Consider the following 20,841-nt stretch of genomic DNA (forward strand, 5'->3'; position numbering starts at 1 on the left):
TTCTCTTCGTCACAATGAACGGGCCAACACAAGCGCCGCGACGAGGAAGGCCCTAGTTTGAGGACTCGTCGCGGCAGCTAAGAAGAAGCAGACCGCCAAAAGGCATGGGGTCATGCTAGCAGGATCGATGCAGACATCGCGACGTCGCGGCGTCCGCACCCGATGGAGGGATCGGTCGATGCGAGGGCGTCGTCATCGTGACCGCGGCACTGCGGGAGATCGGCTAGCCCTCGGGGATCAGCGCGAGCTTGCCGCCCGGGTGCCCGGTGGCGAGGAGGCGATGGGCGTCCGGCGCCTCGGCCAGCGGGAAGGTCCGTGCCACTGGGACAACGAGGTCGCCGTTCTGCGCGAGGGCGACGAGTTCGCTGCGCACCTCGTCGCGGAACCGGGCGCTCTCCGGCATCGACCCGGCGATCGCGAGGAAACCCTCGGCGGACGCCCGCGACGGGTTCGCGATCGTGACGATCCTGCGGCGGTCCGTCACCAGGCTCAGGGAGACGTCGACGGCCTCGTCGGTCCCCACGGCATCGAGAGCCGCGGCGACCGGACCGTCCGCCAGCGCGCGCACCCGCTCCGCGAGCCCGGCACCGTGGGCCACGGGGATGCCGCCGAATCGCCGCACCTCGTCGAAGCGCTCCGGGCTCGCCGTACCGATCACCCGGACGTCCCGCAGCCGGGCCTGCTGCAGCACGCTGACCCCCACCGCACCGGACGCTCCGTGCAGCAGGATCGTCTCCCCCGGGGCCGCCCCGGTGACGGCGAGCATCTCGGCAGCGGTCGTGCCGACGAGCAGGAGGTTCGCCGCCTCGGGGTGCGCGAGCGTCGTCGGCTTCGCGAAGACCGTGGCGGCCGGCACCGTGAGCTCCGTCGCGTACCCGCCCCGGACGCGGAAGGCCACGACCTCGTCGCCGACCCCGGCGTCGCCCGAGCCGATGCGGGTCCCAGGGCCGATCGCCACGAGCTCACCCGAGACCTCGTACCCGATGGCGACCGGGAACTCGACCCCCGGCCGAGCGGCCGCCACATGCTTCGCGTCGGCCGGATTCACCCCGGCGGCACGCACCCGGATCGTGACCTCCCCCTGGCGCGGCGGCGCGGGGACGTACTCCTCGAAAGCCCACGACTCGGGAGGTCCGGCCGTCGCCGCCACCCAGTGCTTCGCCATGCCCTCGCCCCTCATCGTCTCCTGTACCGGTCCGCCCCGACGCTCAGAGGAAGCAGCGGATGTTGGTCGCGGAACCCGAGACGTTGCTCCAGGCATTGGCGTTGACGGTCGCGAGCACCGAGGTCCCGTTACGCACCTGCATGTACCCCGAGGTCCGCGCGTTCGCAGCGGAACGTGTGGCGAACGACGAGGGGATGGTGATGGTGGTGCAGCTCCCCCAGCTCAACATGCCACCGCCGAGGTTGGAGGCGTTGTACGCGCAGATCCGGCCGGTCGCACAGGAGCCCACGGAGCGCGCTGCGACCCGCGAGGTCGCCGGGGCCGGTCGGTACTCCATGTCGAGTTTCGGCCAGACGGCGCTTCCGCCGTCGGTCACCACACCGCCGGGAACCTCCTCGAGCAACTGGGAGAGCTGCGGATCGACCGGCTCCTCGGTTGCCGCGACGGCGGGGCCGCCGGTCACGACGAGAGCCAAGGCCACGAGAACCGCGGTCAGCGGGCGCGAGTGCTTCATTGCACGACCTCCTCAGGGATGTCCCACATCCGATAATCCACGACCGCACCGGCCGGGAAGACGCCGTCGTCCTTCAGGACGGTTCGCTCGATGCCGACGATGCGGCCGGTGTCGAGGGACACCAGAAGGTCGTCGCTCACGATGCCGTCCGCGGACAGCACGCGGATACCGGCGACAGGACGCCCGAGGCGGTCTGTGGACTCGCCGAGCGCCTGCGCTCCTCCGGAGGCCTCGATGAGCGTCAACACCTCGGCGTGCTGCGCGTTGGTGAGCGTCCACTGGCCGAAGACCGAGGTGAGTGCGGTCACCACCTCGAAGGCCGTCGGATCGTCCGGCATGCCGAACGCCTCCAGAAGCGCCCGCACGTCGGCGGCGGACTCCCCCGGCGCAGCGACGACCGGGGTCTCGAACTCGCCGGGGGCGAAGGTCACGCGCGAGGCCACCTCGCCGCTGCTCACGATCTCGGAGTCGCCGTTCGCGACCGCGTCCTCGGGATCGTAGGGGACGCCGTTGATGGCGAGGGCCTCCCCGGAGAGGTCTTCCCGCCAGGTGAACGTCGAGAACTGCGGCATGACCTCGGTGCGCCCCGTGTCCATCTCCGCGTTGAACGACCAGGACGCGGTCCGCACCGAGCGCTCCGGGTCGGCGGGCGGCGCGAACACCGTCAGTTCGGTCTCCGCGTCGGCCACGATGTCGCTCAGAGAGCCGGTGCTCTCGAAGACCAGAGGCGACGGAGTACCCGCGACGGCGGACTGCGGCGGAGTGAGGGCCGCGAAGGCGATGACGACCGAGGCGGCGGCGGTCAGCCCTGCTGCCCAGCCGATCGTGCGGGTCCGCCGGCGGCGCTGCGGCGCGGGAGCGGACCGGATGATGCGGTCGCGCGCGGCGATCGCACGCGCGTCCGGCTCGGCGTCGCGCGGCGTGCGCGCGGGATCGGCCTCGACGAGCACGCGCTCGAGCAGGGCATTCTCAGGCATCACGCACTCCCCGTCTCCTCCAGTCCCAGCGTGGTGCGCAACCGTTCCTCGGCCCGCGCCAGCGTCTTCCGTACCCGGGACTCAGAAGTGCGCAGCAGCTCCGCGATCTCCCCCACCGCGAGTCCATCCCAGTACGTGAGCATGATGATACGCCGTTGCCCCGGGGTGAGGACACCCAAAGCTCTGAGGACTTCGCTGCGCCCGAACCCGCCGAGGGTCTCCGGGTCGCCGGAGAGCCCCGCGTGCACGGCATCGATCGCACCGTGCGCGGTGGGAGAACGCCGAGCGCGGGCACGAAGATGGCGGTCCGTCTGTCGGAGCAGCCAGACCTTCCCGGGGGGACGGGTCGGGCGCAGCCGTGACCACGCGACGAGGAACACCTCCGACACGATCTCGCTGACCTCGTCGTCATCGGGGACGGCGCCCTCGATGTGGTGGCGCACCGTCGCCCAGTGCTCGTCGAACACTCGTGTGAAGACCTCGTTCCGCAGCGAGCTCGGGTCTTCGCCGCGGCGGATCATGTCCGTGGGGTCGGCGGTCGGCCCGCCGCCTCCGACGTCCTGCTGCCCGGCATGTCAGAACCCGAGCCGCCCGAGCTGCTTCGGATCGCGCTGCCACTCCTTCGCGACCTTGACATGGAGCCCGAGGAAGACGCGGGTCCCGAGCAGTTCCTCGATGCCGGCGCGGGCGCGCGCTCCCACGTCGCGAAGGCGCTTGCCCTTGTGGCCGATGAAGATCGCCTTCTGGCTGTCCCGCTCCACGACGATGGACGCATGGACGTCGGTGAGGTCGCTGTCCTCGCGCGGGGCGATGTCATCGACGACGACGGCGATCGAGTGCGGGAGCTCGTCGCGCACGCCGTCGAGGGCGGCCTCGCGGATGATCTCCGCGATCCGGTCCTCCGCGGACTCGTCAGTGGTGACGCCCTCGGGGTAGAGCGCGGGCCCCTCCGGCATGAGCTGCAGGATCTCGTCCGCCAGCACCTCGAGCTGATCCCGCGTCAGCGCCGACAGCGGGATCACCGCCGCCCAGTCCTCGCGGAGGGAGTCCACCTCCATCAGTCGCTCGGTGATCTCATCGCGCCCGGCGGCATCGGTCTTCGTGACGATGGCGATCTTCTGCGCCCGCGGGTAGCCGTCCAGCGAGGCGGCGATCCGGCGGTCGCCGGGACCGACCTTCTCGGTGGCGGGCACGCAGAAGCCGATCACGTCGACGTCGCCCAGGACCTGCTCCACGAGATCGTTCAGCCGCTCGCCGAGGAGTGTGCGCGGCTTGTGGATGCCGGGCGTGTCGACGATGACGAGCTGCCCGTCCGGACGGTTGAGGATGCCGCGGATCGCTCGGCGCGTGGTCTGCGGCTTCTCGCTGGTGATGGCGATCTTCTCGCCGACCAGGGCGTTGGTGAGCGTGGACTTGCCCACGTTCGGCCGCCCGACGAAGGTCACGAACCCGCTCCGGGTGTCTTCAGTCATCGCGCCGCTCTCCTTCATCCTGCACTTCTTCGGGCTCTGCCGCCCGTTCCACGAACACCGTCGCGATACCGCGCCCCCGCCCGCGCGAGGCCCCGCCGGTGAGCACGAGGCCGTGGACGGTCGCCGTCGCACCGGGCTGCGGCACCTGGCCGAGCGTCTTGCCGAGCAGGCCGCCGATGGAGTCGACGTCCTCGTCCTCGAGCTCCAGACCGAACAGATCGCCCACGTCCTCCAGCGAGAGCCGGGAGCTCACCCGATAGCGGCCGTCGCCCAGGTCGACGAACTCGGCGGACACCTGATCGTACTCGTCCGAGATCTCCCCCACGAGCTCCTCGATGAGGTCCTCCAGCGTCACCAGGCCGGAGATCCCGCCATGCTCGTCGATCACGAGGCAGACGTGCACGGCGTCGCGCTTCATCTGCTGCAGCAGCGTCTCCGCGCGCATCGACTCGGGGACGAACGTGGCCGGCCGGGCGATCGGACGGATGGAGGCCGCGCGCCAGGCGCTGTCGTCCCGGTACGCGAACTGCACGAGGTCCTTGAGATACAGCACCCCGACGACGTCGTCGGCCTCATCGTCGACGACGGGCATGCGGGACACCCCGCGATGAAGGAAGAGCGACATGGCCTCGTCGGTCGTCGCCTCCGCACCCACGGTGACCATCTCGGTGCGCGGCACCATCACCGCCCGGACGAACTGGTCGGTGAAGTCGAACACCGAGTGGATGAGGTCGCGGTCGTCCTCCTCGATGAGGTCGTTCGACGCGGCCTCATCGACCATGCTCAGCAACTGGTCCTCGCTGGAGAACGAACTGCGTCCGGTGCCCGGCGTGACACGGTTGCCCAGGACGACGAGCCCCTGGGCGATGGGACCCAGGATGATCCGGAGTCCGCGCACGATGGCCGCGCTCCCGCGGATCATGCTCTCGGCGTGCTGGTGACCGAACGTCCGCGGACTCGCCCCGACGAGGACGAAGGTGATGCCGGTCATCAGGATGGCGGCGGCGAGCATCGCCCACCAGATGTTCTCGAAGACGATCGTGAACGCCACCGTGACGAGCACGGCGGCCGTCACCTCCGCGAGGACACGGATGAAGGCGACGGCGTTGACGTGCGCGTCCAGGTCGGCGGCGATGCGCCCGAGGGCCTTCGCACGGCGCCCCTCGGTCGCCATGTCCTCCAGTCCAGCGCGCGAGGTCACGCCGTATGCCGCGTCGATCGCGGCCATGAGGCCGCCGAACGCCACCAGCAGCACCGCGGCGACGAGCAGCAGCAGCTCCGTCATCGCCGGCGGCGCTCGGACGCGGCGAAGCCCTGGATGAGCTGCTTCTGCAGCCCGAACATCTCCCGCTCCTCATCCGGCTCGGCGTGGTCGAACCCGAGCAGGTGCAGCAGTCCGTGCGTGGTGAGCAGGATGAGCTCGTCCATGAGGGTGTGCCCGGCGGCCTGCGCCTGCGTCTCCGCGACCTGCGGGCAGAGGACGATGTCGCCGAGCAGTCCGGGAGGCGTCGGACGGTCCTCGGTGCCGGGCCGGAGCTCGTCCATCGGGAAGCTCAGGACGTCGGTCGGCCCCGGCTCGTCCATCCACTGCACGTGCAGCGCCTCCATGGCGCCCTCGTCGACGAGCACGATGGCCACCTCGGCGTCCGCGCTGACGTGGAGCTGCGCCAGGTTGAAGTCCGTCAGCCGCTGCAGCACGGTCTCGTCGACATCGATGGCCGACTCGTTGTTGATCTCGATCATGAGAGCCCTCGTTTCGGCATGCGGTCGCGTGGTCCGGGTCGCTGGGCGCCGCGGCGCTCGGCGCGGTTGGCGAACTCGTGCGCCTGCTCGCGCTCGGCCCGCTGCGCCACGCGCCGCTCGTCGTACTCGCTGTAGGCGTCGACGATGCGCCCCACCAGGGAGTGCCGGACCACGTCGTCACTGGTGAGACGGGAGAAGTGGATGTCGTCGATGCCGTCGAGCACCCGGGTGACCAGGCGGAGGCCGGAGGCGCCCTGCGGGAGGTCGACCTGGGTGATGTCGCCGGTGACGACCATCTTCGTGCCGAACCCGAGACGCGTGAGGAACATCTTCATCTGCTCGGGCGTGGTGTTCTGCGCCTCGTCGAGCACGACGAAGGAGTCGTTGAGGGTGCGTCCGCGCATGTACGCGAGGGGCGCGACCTCGATGGTGCCCGTCGCCATCAGGCGCGGCACGATCTCCGGATCCATCATCTCGTTGAGCGCGTCGTAGAGCGGCCGCAGGTACGGATCGATCTTGTCGGTGAGCGTGCCGGGGAGGAACCCGAGGCGCTCCCCCGCCTCGACCGCCGGACGGGTGAGGATGATGCGGGTGACCTCCTTGCGCTGCAGCGCCTGGACGGCCTTCGCCATCGCCAGGTAGGTCTTGCCCGTTCCAGCCGGACCGATGCCGAACACGATCGTGTTCTCCTCGATCGCGTCGACGTACTCCTTCTGACCGAGGGTCTTCGGCCGGATCACCTTGCCGCGCGTGGAGAGGATCGCCTCGCCCAGCACCTCGCTGGGCCGCGGGCCGCCGTCCTGACGCAGCATGCGCGCCGAGCTGGACACGTCGCTCGGGGCGAGATCGTGCCCGGCCTTGGTCATCGTGAGGAGCTCGTCGACGAGGGTCTTGGCCTTGGCGACGGCCTCGCGCGCACCCGTGAGCGTGATCTCGTTGCCGCGGACGAGCACCTGCACGTCGCGGTGCTCGCGCTCGAGCATCCGCAGCAGCCGGTCCTGCGGACCGAGCAGCTGCACCATCGCGACGCCGTCGGCGTAGAGCCGTTCGGTGACGTTTTCCTGATCGTCAGAAGCCAACGAGCTTGTTCTCCTCGAGGTTGCCGAGCACATGGGCGTGCACGTGGAAGACGGACTGCGCGACGCTCGCGCCGTTGTTGAAGATGAGGCGGTACTCGCCGTTGGCGTGTTCCTCCGCGATGCGCTTGGCGGCGGCGACCATCTCGGCCAGCAGCGCGGGATCCCCGGCCGCGAGCTCGGTCACGTCGCGGTACTCCTCGGTCTTGGGGATGACGAGCACATGGAGCGGCGCCTGCGGATCGATGTCGCGGATCGCGAAGACGCGGCCCGTGTCGAGCAGGATCTCCCCGGGGATGTCCCCGGTGAGGATGCGCGTGAAGATCGAGGGTTCGCTCATGCTCTCAGCTTACTGGGGGGACGCGCGGTGCGGCCGGTCACCAGCGCCCGAGGGCCGCGGACAGCACGGCGATGGCCGCGGGGCCCGCCGTGGACGTGCGCAGCACGGTGTCGCCGAGCAGCACGCGTTCGGCGCCCGCGGCCGTGAGCTTCTCCAGCTCCTCCGGAGCGATCCCGCCCTCCGGACCCACCACGAGCACGAGGTCACGCTCATCCGGCACCAGGGCGGAGAGCCGCACGGGCGCGGTCGGGTCGAGCAGGAGCACGCGCTGCGTCGCCGCGCGGGTCGCGAGCTGTGCGGTCGTCTCCGGGGCGGCCACCTCGGGTACCCAGGCACGGTGCGCCTGCTTCGCGGCCTCGCGGACGATCGTCGCCCAGCGCTCGCGTCCCTTCACCGCCTTCGGCCCCTCCCAGCGCGACACGCTGCGACCCGCCTGCCACGGCACGACCTCGTCGACGCCGAGTTCGCACGCGGCCTGCACGGCGAGCTCGTCGCGGTCGCCCTTCGCGAGCGCCTGCACGAGCACGAGGCGTGGGCTCGCCGGCTCGTGCTCGACGCGCGCGGTGATCCGGACGTCGACGCGCGACGGCGACACCGCTTCGGCCACGCCGGTCAGCCAGATGCCCCGACCGTCACCGACCGTGACGGCCTCGCCGACGCGCAGCCGCCGGACGACGGCCGCATGCTTCGCCTCGGCCCCGGTCAGGGAGACGAGGCCGCCCACCGCGGCATCACCCGCGGATTCGACGAGGAAGTGCAGCGCCACGATCAGTGGGCGCGGAACCGGTCGCGCAGCTTGGAGAACAGGCCCTGCTGGAACTGCGCGAGCTGCGGGCCCGGCGCCTTGTTCTTCTTGGCGAAGTCCTCGATGAGCTTGCGCTGCGCGGAGTCGAGCTTGGTGGGGGTGACCACCTGCACGCCGACGCGGAGGTCGCCGCGCTGGGTGCCGCGCAGCGGCGTGATGCCTCGGCCCTTGATGGTCAGCACGTCACCGGACTGCACGCCGGCGCGGATCTCCAGGTCGACCTCCCCGTCGAGTCCCTCGATCGAGGTCTCGGTGCCGAGGATGGCGTCGGTCATGGACACCTCGAGCGTGGCGAGCAGGTCGTCGCCGTCACGGCTGAAGGCGGGGTGCGGGTTGACCGTGACCTCCACGTAGAGGTCGCCGTTCGGGCCGCCCGCGCGGCCGACCTCGCCAGAGCCGGGGAGCTGCAGCCGCAGTCCGGTCTCGACGCCCGCCGGGATGTCGAGGGACACCGTGCGGCGCGAGCGGACGCGTCCCTGCCCGCCACAGGTGCCGCAGGGGTACGGGATGGTCGTGCCGTAGCCCTCGCAGGTGCCGCACGGCTGGGAGGTGACGACGTTGCCGAGAAGGCTCCGCACCTGACGCTGCACGTGCCCCGTGCCGCCGCAGATGTCGCAGGTGACGGGCGACGTGCCCTCCTGGCAGCACGAGCCCTGACAGGTCTCGCAGAGCACGGCCGTGTCGACCTCGATGTCGCGGTGCGCACCGAAGACCACATCGCCGAGGTCGAGGGTGACCCGGACGAGCGCGTCCTGACCCCGCTCTCGCCGCGACCGCGGACGGGCGCCGCGTCCGCCACCCTGTGACGCGCCGAAGAACGTCTCGAAGATGTCGCCGAAGCCTCCGAAGCCTCCGAAGTTGTTCGCGCCGTCACCGCCGCCCATGTCGTACCGGCGGCGCGACTCCTCGTCGCTGAGCACGTCGTAGGCGTGCGTGACGAGCTTGAACTTCTCCGCAGCCTCCTCCCCCGGATTCACGTCCGGGTGGAGCTGCCGTGCCAGGCGCCGATACGCCTTCTTGATCTCGTCGGTGGAAGCGTCCCGGGACACCCCGAGAACCTCGTAGTGGTCCGCCACAATCGCCTTTCTGCGTGTGATTTCCGTGGGGCCGCGTCAGCGGCCGGCCTCGTCGTCGTCGAGCATGCGCGACAGGTAGCGGGCGACCGCCCGCGCTGCCGCGAGGTTGCTCGGATAGTCCATCCGCGTCGGTCCCATGACGCCGACCCGCGCGGTCCCCGAAGGCGCCGCGTAGTTGCTGGCGACGATCGACGCCTCGCCGAGCCCGAAGGAGGCGTTCTCGGTGCCGATGCTCGCCGCGAGGCCGTGCTCGTCCGGCACCATCTCGCTCATCAGCCGCAGCAGCGTGACCTGCTCCTCGATGGCCTCGAGGAGGGGGTGGATGCTGCCGCGGAAGTCCTGTTCGCGCCGCGCCAGGGTCGCCGCTCCGGCCATCACGAGCCGCTCCTGCCGGAAGCCGCCGAGTTCGTCGATCACGACGCCGGCGAGGGTGCGGAGCACGCGATCCTGCGGCGTCTCCTCCGTGGCGAGCAGCGCCTGAAGCCGGTCGGAGGCCGCCGCGATCGCCTGCCCGGTGATGAGGGCGGAAAGTCGCGCGCGCAGCACGGCGAGGTCGGCCTCGTCGATCGCGTCCGGCAGAGCGGTGATCCGCTGCGACACCCCACCGGCGTCCGTCACCAGCACCGTGAGGAGCCGGTTGGGGGCCAGCGTCACGAGCTCCACGTGGGTCACGTGCGCCCGCGCGAACGACGGATACTGCGCCAGCGCGACCTGGCCGGTGAGCTGCGTGAGGACGCGGACGGTCCGGACCATCAGGTCGTCGAGGTCGGCCGGGTCGGCGAGGAACGACTCGATGGCGGAACGCTGAGCGGTGGAGAGAGGACGGAGCTGGGCGAGGTGATTGACGAACACCCGGTAGCCCTTGTCCGTGGGGACGCGCCCGGATGACGTGTGCGGAGCCGTGATCAGCTCCTCGTCCTCCAGCTGCGCCATGTCGTTGCGGATGGTCGCGGCCGAGACCCCGAACGAGTGCCGGTCGACGATGGAACGGCTGCCCACGGGCTCGTGCGTCTCGACGTAGTCCTGCACGATCGCGCGGAGGACCTGCAGCCCTCGCTCTGTGACCATGGCTTCCCCTTCCCGCCGACCGGATGCTGGCACTCTGCTGCCCTGAGTGCCAATCCTACCTCCTGCGACCGGGAGATCTCCGAAGGCGGGGCAGCGCCGGTGGAGCCGCTCAATCCGTCAGTTCGCGCACGACGGCGTCGGCGAGGAGGCGGCCGCGGAGCGTGAGCTGCACGCGCCCGCGGATCGCCGCCGGCGCGTCGATGAGCCCGTCGGCGATGAGGCCGGCGATGCGGTCCCGGTTCTGCTCCGGGACGTCGGTCACCGCGATCCCCTCACGGATGCGGCTGAGGAGGAGGATGCGCTCCAGGGTCCGCGCCTCCGGGTCCGGACGTTCGCGCCCGGCCGCCGGCGAGGACGAGGCCGCCAGCCGCTGCGCGTAGGCCGCCGGGTGCTTGACGTTCCACCACCGGAGTCCGGCGACGTGGCTGTGGGCGCCGGGGCCGAAGCCCCACCAGTCGCTCCCCCGCCAGTACGCGAGGTTGTGCCGCGACCGCTGCCCTTCGCTGCGGGCCCAGTTGCTGACCTCGTACCACTCGAACCCGGCGGCGGCGAGGCGCTCGTCCGCCAGCTCGTACATGTCCGCCTGCAGGTCGTCGTCCGGGGTCGGCACCTCACCGCGACGGATCTGTCGCGCGAGCTTCGTGCCGTCCTCGATGATGAGGGCATACGCGGAGACGTGGTCGGACTCCAGGGCGAGGGCGGCGTCGAGCGAGGCCTCCCAGTCGGCGAGGCTCTCCCCCGGTGCGCCGTAGATGAGGTCGACGCTGACCGCGAGTCCTGCCCCCTTCGCCGCGGCGACGGCGGTGCGGACGTTCTCGGGGCGGTGCGTCCGGTCGAGCGCGGCGAGGACGTGCGGGACGGCGGACTGCATGCCGATGGACAGCCTCGTGACCCCCGCCTCAGCGAGGATGCGCGCGACCTCCGGGGTCACCGTGTCGGGGTTGGCCTCGACCGTGACCTCGCCGCCCGGTGCGAGTCCGAACGCCGCGGTGGCCGCTCCCAGCATGCGGGCGAGGTCTCCCGCGGGAAGCAGCGTGGGCGTGCCGCCGCCGAAGAACACCGTGTCCATCGGGCGCAGTGCTCCGGCCTCGTCCAGCACCGTACGCGCGAGGGCGATCTCGCCGATGAGGGTGGACGCGTAGTCCTCCTGCTTCGCCCCGCGGAGCTCACCGGACGTGTACGTGTTGAAGTCGCAGTAGCCGCAGCGCACGCGGCAGAACGGGATGTGCAGGTAGGCGGAGAACGGCGTCTCTGCGGAGATCGGAAGATCGGCGGGGAGTCGCCCGTCCGCGGGCGCCGGATCCCCGAGCGGAAGTGGTCCCGCCATCACACCGGGGTCGCGTAGAGCGGGGAGATCGCGCGGAGGTAGCGCGCAAACAGCTCGCGACGGCGGTGCTTCATCAGGGCGGGGACGAGCCGATAGAGCAGCGTGTTCGGGGCGTCGAAAGCCCGGACCGTGAACCAGACCTCGTCGTTGTCCTCTCGCCAGTCCACGTCGAACGACTCCTCGCCGCTCACGACGGAGCCCCCGACCGTGCCCAGCACGAAACCGATCCGCCGGGTCTCCTCGGTGACCGAGATCACACGCAGCTCGGAGTCGGCGCGCATGCCGCCGACGCGGCCGCGGAGGTGGAGCGTCATGCCCGCGCCCACGAAAGGCATCCCCTCGGCGTCGTAGCGCGGCTCCACATCCCGCTTGCTCGGCGCGATGGGATTGCCCTCGGCGTCGAAGCTCACGCCCGCATAGGCGGGGCCGGGAGCAGGGCGGACGTCTTCCACCGACAGGCCAGCCGCGCGCTGCGCCGTCCACGACAGCAGGGCTTCGCCGGCCGTCTGGAAACGCTCCTCGCCACTGCCGATCCGCCAGGATTCCTCCGCCGGGATGCTGCGCTCCGGCGGGTACTGCATCAGATCGGGGGCGTGGGTCGCACCCACGGCCGCATAGTCCACCGTGTCGTCTCGGAAAGTCCCGCGCCGCATGAGATCCAGCCTACTTCGGGTTCCCTGAGCGAACACCCCCCGCGCCGCACGCCGTCACATCCTTGCCCCCTGACGCTGGGTCCCTGAGCCCGTCGAAGGGTGGGCGCCTGACCCCGTCGAAGGGTGGGTCCCTGAGCCTGTCGAAGGGTGGGTCCCTGAGCCTGTCGAAGGGCCCCTTCCACGCTGGGTCCCTGAGCCCGTCGAAAGGCTCCTCCACAACGGTGGCTCCCTGAGCCTGTCGAAGGGATTCCTCACGCCCCGGGAAACCCGCACGCCCCTCCGCCATGATGGCCCGATGCCATGGACCTACATCCTCGAATGCCGTGACGGCAGCTTCTACACGGGCAGCACGAACGGCGACCTCGAAGCCCGCGTCTGGGAGCACAACCACGACGACGCGTTCGCCGCGGACTTCACCCGGAGACGCAGGCCCGCGGCTCTGGTCTACGCGGAGTGCTTCGACACCGTCGACGCGGCCTTCTTCCGGGAGAAGCAGATCCAGGGATGGAGTCGTCGGAAGAAGATCGCACTGATCGAGAGTCGGTGGGAGGACCTTCCGTCATTGTCGAGGTCGTACGGTGCGCTTCGACAAGCTCAGCGACCCAGCGCGGCTGACCGCTTCGACAAGCTCAGCGACCCAACGGCGACTGACCGCTTCGACAAGCTCAGCGACCCAGCGCCGACTGACGCGCTATGACAAGCTCAGCGACCCAGCGTGGATCGACGGGCTCAGCGACCCAGCGTGCTACTTCTTGTCCTTGGTCTCGACGTCGCCAGAGAGCGCGGCGATGAACGCCTCCTGGGGGACCTCGACGCGGCCCACCATCTTCATGCGCTTCTTGCCCTCCTTCTGCTTCTCGAGGAGCTTGCGCTTGCGGGTGATGTCACCGCCGTAGCACTTGGCGAGCACGTCCTTGCGGATCGCGCGGATCGTCTCCCGGGCGATGATGCGCGCACCGATCGCGGCCTGGATCGGCACCTCGAACTGCTGGCGAGGGATGAGCTTGCGCAGCCGCTCCGCCATCATCGTGCCGTAGGCGTAGGCCTTGTCCCGGTGCACGATCGAGCTGAACGCGTCGACCTTCTCGCCCTGCAGGAGGATGTCGACCTTGACCAGGTCGGCCTCCTGCTGTCCCGACGGCTCGTAGTCCAGGGAGGCGTAGCCCTGCGTCTTGGACTTGAGCTGGTCGAAGAAGTCGAACACGATCTCGCCGAGGGGCATGTTGTAGCGCAGCTCGACGCGCTCCTCGGAGAAGTACTCCATGCCCAGCAGCGTGCCGCGCCGCGACTGGCACAGCTCCATGACGGTGCCGACGTAGTCCTTGGGCAGCAGGATCGCCGCCTTCACCATCGGCTCCGACACCGAGCCGATACGCCCGTCCGGGTACTCGCTCGGGTTCGTCACGGTCACCGTCTCGCCGGTGTCGCTCGTCACGACCTCGTAGATCACGCTCGGGGCCGTGGTGATGAGGTCGAGGCCGAACTCCCGCGAAAGACGCTCGGTCACGATCTCCAGGTGCAGCAGGCCGAGGAAGCCGCAGCGGAACCCGAAGCCGAGCGCCACGGAGGTCTCCGGCTCGTACTGCAGCGAGGCGTCGGAGAGCTTGAGCTTGTCCAGCGCCTCGCGCAGTTCCGCGTAGTCGCTGCCGTCGATCGGGTAGATGCCCGAGAAGACCATCGGCTTGGGGTCCGTGTAGCCGGGAAGCGCCTCCGCCGCGGGCTTGCGCGCGTTCGTGATCGTGTCGCCGACCTTCGACTGCCGCACGTCCTTCACGCCGGTGATGAGGTAGCCCACCTCGCCGACGCCGAGTCCCTTGGTCGGAGTGGGCTCCGGGCTCGACACGCCGACCTCGAGGGCCTCGTGGTTCGCCCCGGTGGACATCATCTGGATGCGCTCGCGGGGCGAGAGGCTGCCGTCGACCATCCGCACGTAGGTGACGACGCCGCGGTAGGCGTCGTACACGGAGTCGAAGATCATGGCCCGCGCGGGTGCGTCCGCATCCCCCACCGGAGCCGGGATCTCCTCGACGATCCGGTCGAGCAGATCCTCGACCCCCATGCCGGTCTTCCCCGACACGCGCAGCACGTCCTCCGGCTTGCCGCCGATGAGCGAGGCGAGCTCCTTCGCGTACTTCTCGGGGTCCGCGGCGGGGAGATCGATCTTGTTGAGGACCGGGATGATGTGAAGGTCGTTCTCCAGGGCGAGGTAGAGGTTGGCCAGCGTCTGGGCCTCGATGCCCTGCGCGGCGTCGACGAGCAGGATGGCACCCTCGCACGCGGCCAGCGAGCGGGACACCTCATACGTGAAGTCGACGTGACCGGGAGTGTCGATCATGTTGAGCGCGAAGACCTCGTCCGGGCCCTGCGCCTGCCCCAGAGCCCACGGCATCCGCACCGCCTGGCTCTTGATCGTGATGCCGCGCTCCCGCTCGATGTCCATCCGGTCGAGATACTGGGCGCGCATGTCCCGCTCCGCGACCACGCCGGTGATCTGGAGCATGCGGTCGGCCAGGGTCGACTTGCCGTGGTCGATGTGGGCGATGATGCAGAAGTTACGGATCTGCGCAGCCGGCGTCGCGGCAGGCTGAAGCGGGGTGAGAGCGCGTGGGGACATGTCCCGTCGATTCTACGGTGAGGGTCCTCATAATCCCCATTCCGACGTATCGGTGATAGTCTCCCGAAGTTGCCCGGGATCAATCCGTGACACCGGATCCCGTAAGCGATACGACTCCGTCACAGACTCCGTGAGGGCTGTCGCGTCGCGCGGAACGGCGGATGAAACCCGATCATCCGCCCGGCTCAGCGTTGCGTCGGCAGACCCCGAGCGCGTCTGGAGAAGAGAAAGACAAATCCCCCTTGATCAAGTACCTCGCGCGCCGTGCCCTCGGCTGGCTGCTCATGATCGTGGTCGCGACGAACCTCACCTACTTCCTCGCGTGGGGCTTCCTCGATCCGCGCAGCAACTACGTCGGTCGCCGCCCTCCGCTCACCGAAGAGCAGATCGTGAACACCCTCGCTCCCCGCAACCTGAGCGACACCGTTCCGCTCATCGAGCGGTGGTGGACATGGTTCACCGGCATCCTGCTCCGCTGGGATTGGGGTGTGAGCCCGACGGGCGGATCCGTCAACGAGCAGGTGGCCTACCGCATGTGGGTCAGCGCGGAGCTCGTCCTCGGTGCGACGATCCTCACGACGGTCCTCGGCATCGCGCTCGGCGTGTACACCGCGTCTCGGCAGTACAAGCTCGCCGACCGCATCGGCCAGGCGACGAGCATCATCACCCTGAACATCCCGATCGTCGTCGCGGCCTTCGCGATCGTCCTCCTCGCGATCGGCCTGAACAACGCCACCGGCACCCGCATCTTCTACGTGACCGGCAATGCCAGCCAAGGGGTCGAGGGCTTCTTCCCCACCCTGATAGACGTCTTGCAACACCTGACGCTGCCGACGATCGCGCTCGTGCTCACGGGGTATGCCAGCATCCACTTCCTGCAGCGGTCGCTCCTGCTGGACAACATCAACGCCGATTACGTCCGCACGGCCCGTGCGAAGGGCCTGACCAAGCAGCAGGCCATCCGCAAGCACGCGCTGCGCACATCGCTCATCCCTGTGGCCACGCAGGTCGCCTTCACTATCCCCGCGATCTTCACCGGCGCGGTGCTGACGGAGACGATCTTCGCGTGGAACGGCATGGGCCGGTACTTCATCGAGACCATCACCAAGAACGACATCCACGGAACCGTCGCGATCGCCGCCTTCGGTGCGGTCCTCACGGCGATCGGCGCCATCCTCGCCGACATCGCCGTCGTCGTCCTCGACCCGCGCGTGAGAGTGAGCTGACATGAGCACCGACATGCTCGACCCGACCATCCACCCGGAGCCGGAGACCGCCGGTCCCGAGACCACGCGCGTCGCCACCAAGCGCCTGTCGAAGTGGACGCTGTACTGGCGGCGCTTCTCCCGCAACCGCGGAGCCCTCATCGGCCTCGTGATCTTCGTGCTCCTGGTTCTCTTCGCCATCCTCGGGCCCTTCATCGCCCGGTACGACCACATCGAGCTCGACTTCCTGAACCTCAGCACGCCCCCGTCGGCAGAGCACTGGTTCGGCACGAACAACGCCGGAAACGACCTCTTCGCCCAGGTCGCCGTGGGCCTGCAGCGGTCGCTCATGATCGCCATCACCGTCTCCGTCGGCGTCACGATCGTCTCGGCACTCGTCGGCACGGCCGCGGCCTACTTCGGCGGCTGGACCGAGCGCATCTCGCTCCTGGTCATCCACTTCATGATGGTGATCCCGAGCTTCCTCATCCTCGCGATGATCTCCAACAAGGCCGGCGGCGACTGGCGGGTCATCGCGCTCATCATGATCTTCGTGATCGGGTGGTATTTCCCCGCTCGTGTCATCTGGACCATGGCGCTGTCGCTTCGTGAGCGCGAGTACGTCAGTGCCGCCCGCTACATGGGCGTCGGCGGCATGCGCATCGTGCTCCGCCACCTGCTTCCCAACATCGGCTCCCTCCTCGTCATCAACTTCACCCTCGGCGTCGTCAACGCCGTGGTGACGGAGACCGGCCTGTCCTTCCTCGGCTTCGGCGTCAAGATCCCCGACGTCTCGCTCGGTGCCCTCATCGGTGCCGGATCGAGCTCGCTCACCACGTCGCCCTGGCTGTTCTACTTCCCGGCGGCGGCGCTGACCCTGCTCACCGTGTCGATGGCGCTGATCGCCGACGGCCTGCGCGACGCCCTCGATCCCACTTCGGCTGCTGGAGGCCGCGCATGACCAACGTCCTCTCCGTCCGCGACCTCAAGGTCAGCTTCGCCTCCGAAGCCGGCCGCGTCGACGCCGTCCGCGGGGTCTCCTTCGACCTCGAGGCCGGCAAGACCCTCGGGATCGTCGGCGAGTCCGGCTCCGGCAAGTCCGTGACCTCGCTCGCGATCATGGGGCTCCTCGATGAGAACGCCAAGGTGACCGGCTCGATCATGTACGACGGGCAGGAGCTCGTCGGCATGACCGACAAGCAGCTGTCGGTCATTCGCGGCAACGGCATGTCGATGGTCTTCCAGGACCCGCTGACCTCGCTCACGCCGGTCTACACGGTCGGCGACCAGCTCATCGAGGCCCTCACGGTCCACCGCGGCCTGTCGAAGAAGGACGCCTGGGACCGTTCCGTCGAGCTGCTCAAGCTCGTCGGCATCACCGAGCCCGAGCGCCGGATGAAGTCCTTCCCGCACGAGTTCTCCGGAGGCATGCGGCAGCGTGTCGTCATCGCCATCGCGATGGCCAACAACCCGAAGCTCATCATCTGCGACGAGCCCACCACGGCCCTCGACGTCACCATCCAGGCACAGATCCTCGACCTCATCGAGAAGGCGCAGGATGAGACCGGCGCCGCCGTGATCATGATCACGCACGACATGGGCGTGGTCGCCCGCACCGCCGACGACGTGCTCGTGATGTACGCCGGCAAGCCCGTGGAGCACGCCCCCGTGCGCGAGCTGTTCCACAAGACCCGCATGCCGTACTCGATCGGCCTGCTGGGCGCCATCCCCCGCGTGGACAAGGCCGAGAAGGAACCGCTCACTCCCATCAAGGGCAATCCGCCGCTGCTCATCGACCTGCCGGACGCCTGCCCGTTCGCCGACCGGTGCCCGATCGTCATGGACGCCTGCCGCGCCAAGGAGCCTGAGCTGCTCCCCGTCCCGACGGGATCCGGCGACCTGCACCAGGCCGCGTGCATCCGCGCCCACGAGATCGAGGACGGCGGCCTTCTCGGCGGGCTTCCCGTCTACCCGGTGCGCCCCGTGCCGGAGAGCGACCTCACGCGGTCCCCGCGCGAGGAGCGGCCGATCACGCTCGAGGTCAAGAACCTCCGCAAGACCTTCCCCCTGCTGAAGGGCGCCTTCCTGAAGCGCAAGGTCGGCGAAGTCCAGGCGATCAAGGGCATCAGCTTCGACGTGCGCGAGGGCGAGACGATGGCCATCGTCGGCGAGTCGGGCTCGGGGAAGACGACGACGCTGCTGCAGATCATGGACATGGTCAAGCAGACCGATGGTGACATCGTCATCGCCGGCACCAGTGTCAACGACATCCACAGCCGCAAGGTCGAGCGCGCCCTGCGCCGCGACATCCAGATCGTCTTCCAGGACCCGATGGGCGCCCTCGACCCGCGCATGACCGTCGCGGACATCATCTCGGAGCCGCTGTTCGCGATCGGCACGCCGAAGGAGGAGGCGCACCGGCGCGTGGACGAGCTCATGGACCTCGTCGGCCTCAACCCCGCGCACAGCGACCGCTTCCCGCAGGCGTTCTCCGGCGGTCAGCGGCAGCGGATCGGCATCGCCCGCGCCCTGTCGACGAACCCGAAGATCGTCGTGCTCGACGAGCCGGTCTCCGCGCTCGACGTGTCGATCCAGGCCGGCGTCATCAACCTGCTCGACGAGCTCAAGACCAAGCTCGGGCTGTCCTACCTCTTCGTCGCGCACGACCTCTCGGTGGTCCGTCACATCGCCGACCGGGTGGCTGTGATGTACCTCGGCGAGTTCGTGGAGCACGGCGATGTGGACCAGGTCTTCGACGACCCGCAGCACCCGTACACGAAGGCGCTGCTGTCGGCGATCCCGGTGCCGGATCCCGACATCGAGCGCACCCGCGAGCGGGTCGTCTTCGATGCCGACACGATGTCCACGAAGCCCGCTTCCGTCTGAATCGAGGCAGGCGGAGCCCTCGGTCACCGTCCGATAACGGTTAGGCGGCATTCACCGTCACGCGGTGTACCGGGATAAAGCGCGAACTAGTCTTCCCCTTATGAAACGCCGAAAGGCGAAAGGAGCACCATGAAGAACAAGAAGTTGCTGGGGGCGGTCGCGGTCGGCGGCGCCCTCGCACTCGCCCTCGCGGGTTGCGCGAGCGGTTCCGGGAACAACGGCGGCGGAGACAACGGCGGCGAGAAGGTCGAGACCAAGACCGCCGACTACAACCCGCAGGACCGCAGCAACCTCCAGGAGGGTGGCGAGGTCAACTTCCCCATCAACGAGATCCCGGAGCAGCTCAACGCCTTCAACGGCGACGGCAGCGCCGACACGGTCCGCCTGTGGTCGTGGTACATGCCGCAGATCCTCCTCGTCTCGCCGGAGGGCGAGGTCACGAAGAACGACGCCTACCTCGACACGTACGAGATCGGCGAGAAGGATGGCAACACCACCATCACCTTCACGTTCACGGACGAGGCGCACTTCAACGACGGCACGGACATGGACTGGACCGCCGTCGACGCGACGTGGAAGGCCAACCGCTCCTACGAAGAGGGTTTCACCCCCAACGCGACCGACGGCTACAAGCAGATCAAGTCCGTCGAGCAGGGCGACACCGCGAAGACCGCCGTCGTGACGTTCGACGGTATCTACGCCTGGCCGTCCATGGCCTTCCTCACGGGTGGGGTGCTGCACCCGGCAGCAGCTGACCCGACCGTGTTCAACGAGGGCTTCATCGGAAACATGCACCCGGAGTGGGGCGCGGGTCCCTACACCGTCGACACGTTCGACGCCAACGGCGGCTTCGTCTCGTTCAAGCCGAACCCCGAGTGGTGGGGCAACGCGCCGCTGCTCGACTCGGTCACCTTCACGGCCATGGAGCCGGACGCCGCTGTCAACGCCTTCAAGAACGGCGAGATCGACATGGTGGGCGCCAACACCAACGACCGCCTCAAGCAGGTGCAGGACGTCGAGGACACCACCGTCCGTCGTGCGCAGCAGACCGCCAAGACCATCCTCATGGTCGACGCCGACAAGCCGCAGTTCGAGGACATCGACGTGCGCAAGGCCTTCTTCCTGGGCGTGAACATCGACCAGCAGAAGCAGATCGCATGGAACGGCCTCGGCTATGACGAGCCGGTCGCCGGTTCGCTGAACCTGTACTCGTTCCAGGATGGCTACGAGGACTCGTTCGCCACCGCCGGCCTGAAGCACGACGTCGACGCGGCCAAGAAGCTGCTCGACGACGCCGGCTGGACCGAGGGCGAGGACGGCATCCGCGAGAAGGATGGCGAGAAGCTCTCCGTCACCTTCCCGGTCTTCGGTGAGGACCCCACGCTCGAGGCGCTCGCGAAGTCGCTGCAGGCGCAGCAGAAGGAGATCGGCATCGACCTGAAGATCGATGTCCGCGCTTCGGCCGACTTCTCGAACGACCTCACCTCGAAGAACTGGGACGTCGTGTCGCTGCGCTTCACGGACTCCGATCCGTTCGGCCCGGCCTGGTTCTGCCAGCTCTACTGCTCGGACAGCCAGCTGAACCTCTCGAGCACGAGCACCCCGGAGATCGACAAGCAGATCGCCGACGAGGTCGAGAGCCAGAAGGACGCCGAGTCCTGGACCTCCGCCGCGATGGAGCTCGAGCCGAAGATCGTCGAAGAGACGTGGGGCGTCATCCCGCTGTACAGCGGCCCCTCGATCTACGTGGTCAAGAACGGCCTGGCGAACCTCACGCCGGAGCCCTACGTCGGCCTCGACCTGTTCGGCGTCACGCCGATCGAGAACGTCGGCTGGGAGAAGTAACATCCTCTGACACATCTCGTGTCGAAGCGGGGTCGGTGGTCCATCCACCGGCCCCGCTTTCCTTATGCTGAAGGC

General features: G+C 69.0%; 20 protein-coding genes. 5 read left to right on the plus strand and 15 right to left on the minus strand.

The window, feature by feature from the left end; genetic code table 11:
* Positions 1-223: 223 nt before the first annotated feature.
* The 14 genes from CJ226_RS15345 to CJ226_RS15410 form a co-directional block, all read right to left on the minus strand.
* Entirely contained in the window at positions 224-1,165 is a 942-nt protein-coding gene (locus CJ226_RS15345) for an NADP-dependent oxidoreductase (RefSeq protein ID WP_102209720.1), read from the minus strand.
* Positions 1,166-1,208: 43 nt separating this feature from the next.
* On the minus strand, positions 1,209-1,679 hold the full coding sequence (locus CJ226_RS15350) for a hypothetical protein (protein ID WP_062634265.1): 471 nt from the start codon (positions 1,677-1,679) through the stop codon (positions 1,209-1,211).
* Complete coding sequence (locus tag CJ226_RS15355; protein ID WP_102209721.1) at positions 1,676-2,656, minus strand: hypothetical protein; 981 nt, start codon at positions 2,654-2,656, stop codon at positions 1,676-1,678. Before CJ226_RS15355 ends, CJ226_RS15350 begins: the two co-directional genes overlap by 4 nt.
* Positions 2,656-3,177, minus strand: a complete 522-nt coding sequence (locus CJ226_RS15360) for an RNA polymerase sigma factor (protein WP_102209722.1) — start codon at positions 3,175-3,177, stop codon at positions 2,656-2,658. Before CJ226_RS15360 ends, CJ226_RS15355 begins: the two co-directional genes overlap by 1 nt.
* A 54-nt stretch (positions 3,178-3,231) precedes the next feature.
* The gene (gene era, locus CJ226_RS15365; RefSeq protein ID WP_180964618.1) at positions 3,232-4,128 is read right to left on the minus strand and encodes a GTPase Era; all 897 of its coding nucleotides are present in this window, start codon (positions 4,126-4,128) and stop codon (positions 3,232-3,234) included.
* On the minus strand, positions 4,121-5,413 hold the full coding sequence (locus CJ226_RS15370; RefSeq protein ID WP_025103687.1) for a hemolysin family protein: 1,293 nt from the start codon (positions 5,411-5,413) through the stop codon (positions 4,121-4,123). The genes era and CJ226_RS15370 overlap by 8 nt, the downstream gene beginning before the upstream one ends.
* Positions 5,410-5,871 carry an rRNA maturation RNase YbeY gene (gene ybeY / locus CJ226_RS15375; RefSeq protein ID WP_025103688.1) on the minus strand — a complete coding sequence of 154 codons (462 nt, stop codon included), beginning with the start codon at positions 5,869-5,871 and terminating at the stop codon, positions 5,410-5,412. Before ybeY ends, CJ226_RS15370 begins: the two co-directional genes overlap by 4 nt.
* Positions 5,868-6,893 (minus strand): PhoH family protein, encoded by a 1,026-nt coding sequence (locus CJ226_RS15380; RefSeq protein WP_231919667.1) that lies wholly within the window; start codon positions 6,891-6,893, stop codon positions 5,868-5,870. The genes ybeY and CJ226_RS15380 overlap by 4 nt, the downstream gene beginning before the upstream one ends.
* A gap of 46 nt (positions 6,894-6,939) precedes the next feature.
* The gene (locus CJ226_RS15385; protein ID WP_060922187.1) at positions 6,940-7,287 is read right to left on the minus strand and encodes an HIT domain-containing protein; all 348 of its coding nucleotides are present in this window, start codon (positions 7,285-7,287) and stop codon (positions 6,940-6,942) included.
* 37 nt (positions 7,288-7,324) lie between these two features.
* On the minus strand, positions 7,325-8,053 hold the full coding sequence (locus CJ226_RS15390; RefSeq protein ID WP_102209724.1) for a 16S rRNA (uracil(1498)-N(3))-methyltransferase: 729 nt from the start codon (positions 8,051-8,053) through the stop codon (positions 7,325-7,327).
* Between the two features lie 2 nt (positions 8,054-8,055).
* Entirely contained in the window at positions 8,056-9,168 is a 1,113-nt protein-coding gene (gene dnaJ, locus CJ226_RS15395) for a molecular chaperone DnaJ (RefSeq protein WP_025103692.1), read from the minus strand.
* Between the two features lie 36 nt (positions 9,169-9,204).
* Positions 9,205-10,236, minus strand: coding sequence for a heat-inducible transcriptional repressor HrcA (gene hrcA / locus CJ226_RS15400; RefSeq protein ID WP_025103693.1), 1,032 nt, complete (start codon positions 10,234-10,236; stop codon positions 9,205-9,207).
* Positions 10,237-10,345: 109 nt separating this feature from the next.
* On the minus strand, positions 10,346-11,563 hold the full coding sequence (gene hemW / locus CJ226_RS15405) for a radical SAM family heme chaperone HemW (protein WP_102209725.1): 1,218 nt from the start codon (positions 11,561-11,563) through the stop codon (positions 10,346-10,348).
* A complete protein-coding gene (locus CJ226_RS15410; RefSeq protein WP_102209726.1) occupies positions 11,563-12,216 on the minus strand; it encodes a DUF1990 family protein in 654 nt (217 codons plus the stop codon). Before CJ226_RS15410 ends, hemW begins: the two co-directional genes overlap by 1 nt.
* A 295-nt stretch (positions 12,217-12,511) precedes the next feature.
* Between CJ226_RS15410 and CJ226_RS15420 the strand changes: the two genes are divergently transcribed.
* The gene (locus CJ226_RS15420; protein WP_102209727.1) at positions 12,512-12,913 is read left to right on the plus strand and encodes a GIY-YIG nuclease family protein; all 402 of its coding nucleotides are present in this window, start codon (positions 12,512-12,514) and stop codon (positions 12,911-12,913) included.
* A 48-nt stretch (positions 12,914-12,961) separates the two neighbouring features.
* On the opposite strand, the gene lepA is transcribed toward CJ226_RS15420, so the two are convergent.
* Positions 12,962-14,830 (minus strand): translation elongation factor 4, encoded by a 1,869-nt coding sequence (lepA, locus tag CJ226_RS15425; protein WP_025103696.1) that lies wholly within the window; start codon positions 14,828-14,830, stop codon positions 12,962-12,964.
* 242 nt (positions 14,831-15,072) lie between these two features.
* On the opposite strand from lepA, the gene CJ226_RS15430 reads away from it, so the two are divergent.
* The 4 genes from CJ226_RS15430 (at position 15,073) to CJ226_RS15445 (ending at position 20,766) form a co-directional block, all read left to right on the plus strand.
* The gene (locus CJ226_RS15430) at positions 15,073-16,056 is read left to right on the plus strand and encodes an ABC transporter permease (RefSeq protein WP_101845332.1); all 984 of its coding nucleotides are present in this window, start codon (positions 15,073-15,075) and stop codon (positions 16,054-16,056) included.
* Position 16,057: 1 nt separating this feature from the next.
* Complete coding sequence (locus CJ226_RS15435; RefSeq protein ID WP_062634247.1) at positions 16,058-16,996, plus strand: ABC transporter permease; 939 nt, start codon at positions 16,058-16,060, stop codon at positions 16,994-16,996.
* Positions 16,993-18,921, plus strand: coding sequence for an ABC transporter ATP-binding protein (locus tag CJ226_RS15440; protein ID WP_062634245.1), 1,929 nt, complete (start codon positions 16,993-16,995; stop codon positions 18,919-18,921). The genes CJ226_RS15435 and CJ226_RS15440 overlap by 4 nt, the downstream gene beginning before the upstream one ends.
* A gap of 129 nt (positions 18,922-19,050) precedes the next feature.
* Positions 19,051-20,766, plus strand: coding sequence for an ABC transporter family substrate-binding protein (locus CJ226_RS15445; protein ID WP_062634243.1), 1,716 nt, complete (start codon positions 19,051-19,053; stop codon positions 20,764-20,766).
* The last annotated feature ends 75 nt before the right edge of the window (positions 20,767-20,841 follow it).

The organism is Microbacterium sp. UMB0228 (assembly GCF_002871415.1).
Lineage (GTDB): Bacteria > Actinomycetota > Actinomycetes > Actinomycetales > Microbacteriaceae > Microbacterium.

Bases quoted from the DNA above. Each gene is read 5' to 3' on its own strand.
- CJ226_RS15345 (WP_102209720.1), bottom strand. From the start codon at position 1,165: ATGGCGAAGCACTGGGTGGCGGCGACGGCCGGACCTCCCGAGTCGTGG.
- CJ226_RS15380 (WP_231919667.1), bottom strand. From the start codon at position 6,893: ATGGTGCAGCTGCTCGGTCCGCAGGACCGGCTGCTGCGGATGCTCGAG.
- hrcA (WP_025103693.1), bottom strand. From the start codon at position 10,236: ATGGTCACAGAGCGAGGGCTGCAGGTCCTCCGCGCGATCGTGCAGGAC.
- CJ226_RS15355 (WP_102209721.1), bottom strand. From the start codon at position 2,656: ATGCCTGAGAATGCCCTGCTCGAGCGCGTGCTCGTCGAGGCCGATCCC.
- hemW (WP_102209725.1), bottom strand. From the start codon at position 11,563: ATGGCGGGACCACTTCCGCTCGGGGATCCGGCGCCCGCGGACGGGCGA.
- CJ226_RS15410 (WP_102209726.1), bottom strand. From the start codon at position 12,216: ATGCGGCGCGGGACTTTCCGAGACGACACGGTGGACTATGCGGCCGTG.
- CJ226_RS15420 (WP_102209727.1), top strand. From the start codon at position 12,512: ATGCCATGGACCTACATCCTCGAATGCCGTGACGGCAGCTTCTACACG.
- CJ226_RS15360 (WP_102209722.1), bottom strand. From the start codon at position 3,177: ATGATCCGCCGCGGCGAAGACCCGAGCTCGCTGCGGAACGAGGTCTTC.
- CJ226_RS15385 (WP_060922187.1), bottom strand. From the start codon at position 7,287: ATGAGCGAACCCTCGATCTTCACGCGCATCCTCACCGGGGACATCCCC.
- CJ226_RS15350 (WP_062634265.1), bottom strand. From the start codon at position 1,679: ATGAAGCACTCGCGCCCGCTGACCGCGGTTCTCGTGGCCTTGGCTCTC.
- CJ226_RS15445 (WP_062634243.1), top strand. From the start codon at position 19,051: ATGAAGAACAAGAAGTTGCTGGGGGCGGTCGCGGTCGGCGGCGCCCTC.
- lepA (WP_025103696.1), bottom strand. From the start codon at position 14,830: ATGTCCCCACGCGCTCTCACCCCGCTTCAGCCTGCCGCGACGCCGGCT.
- CJ226_RS15440 (WP_062634245.1), top strand. From the start codon at position 16,993: ATGACCAACGTCCTCTCCGTCCGCGACCTCAAGGTCAGCTTCGCCTCC.
- CJ226_RS15435 (WP_062634247.1), top strand. From the start codon at position 16,058: ATGAGCACCGACATGCTCGACCCGACCATCCACCCGGAGCCGGAGACC.
- ybeY (WP_025103688.1), bottom strand. From the start codon at position 5,871: ATGATCGAGATCAACAACGAGTCGGCCATCGATGTCGACGAGACCGTG.
- era (WP_180964618.1), bottom strand. From the start codon at position 4,128: ATGACTGAAGACACCCGGAGCGGGTTCGTGACCTTCGTCGGGCGGCCG.
- CJ226_RS15370 (WP_025103687.1), bottom strand. From the start codon at position 5,413: ATGACGGAGCTGCTGCTGCTCGTCGCCGCGGTGCTGCTGGTGGCGTTC.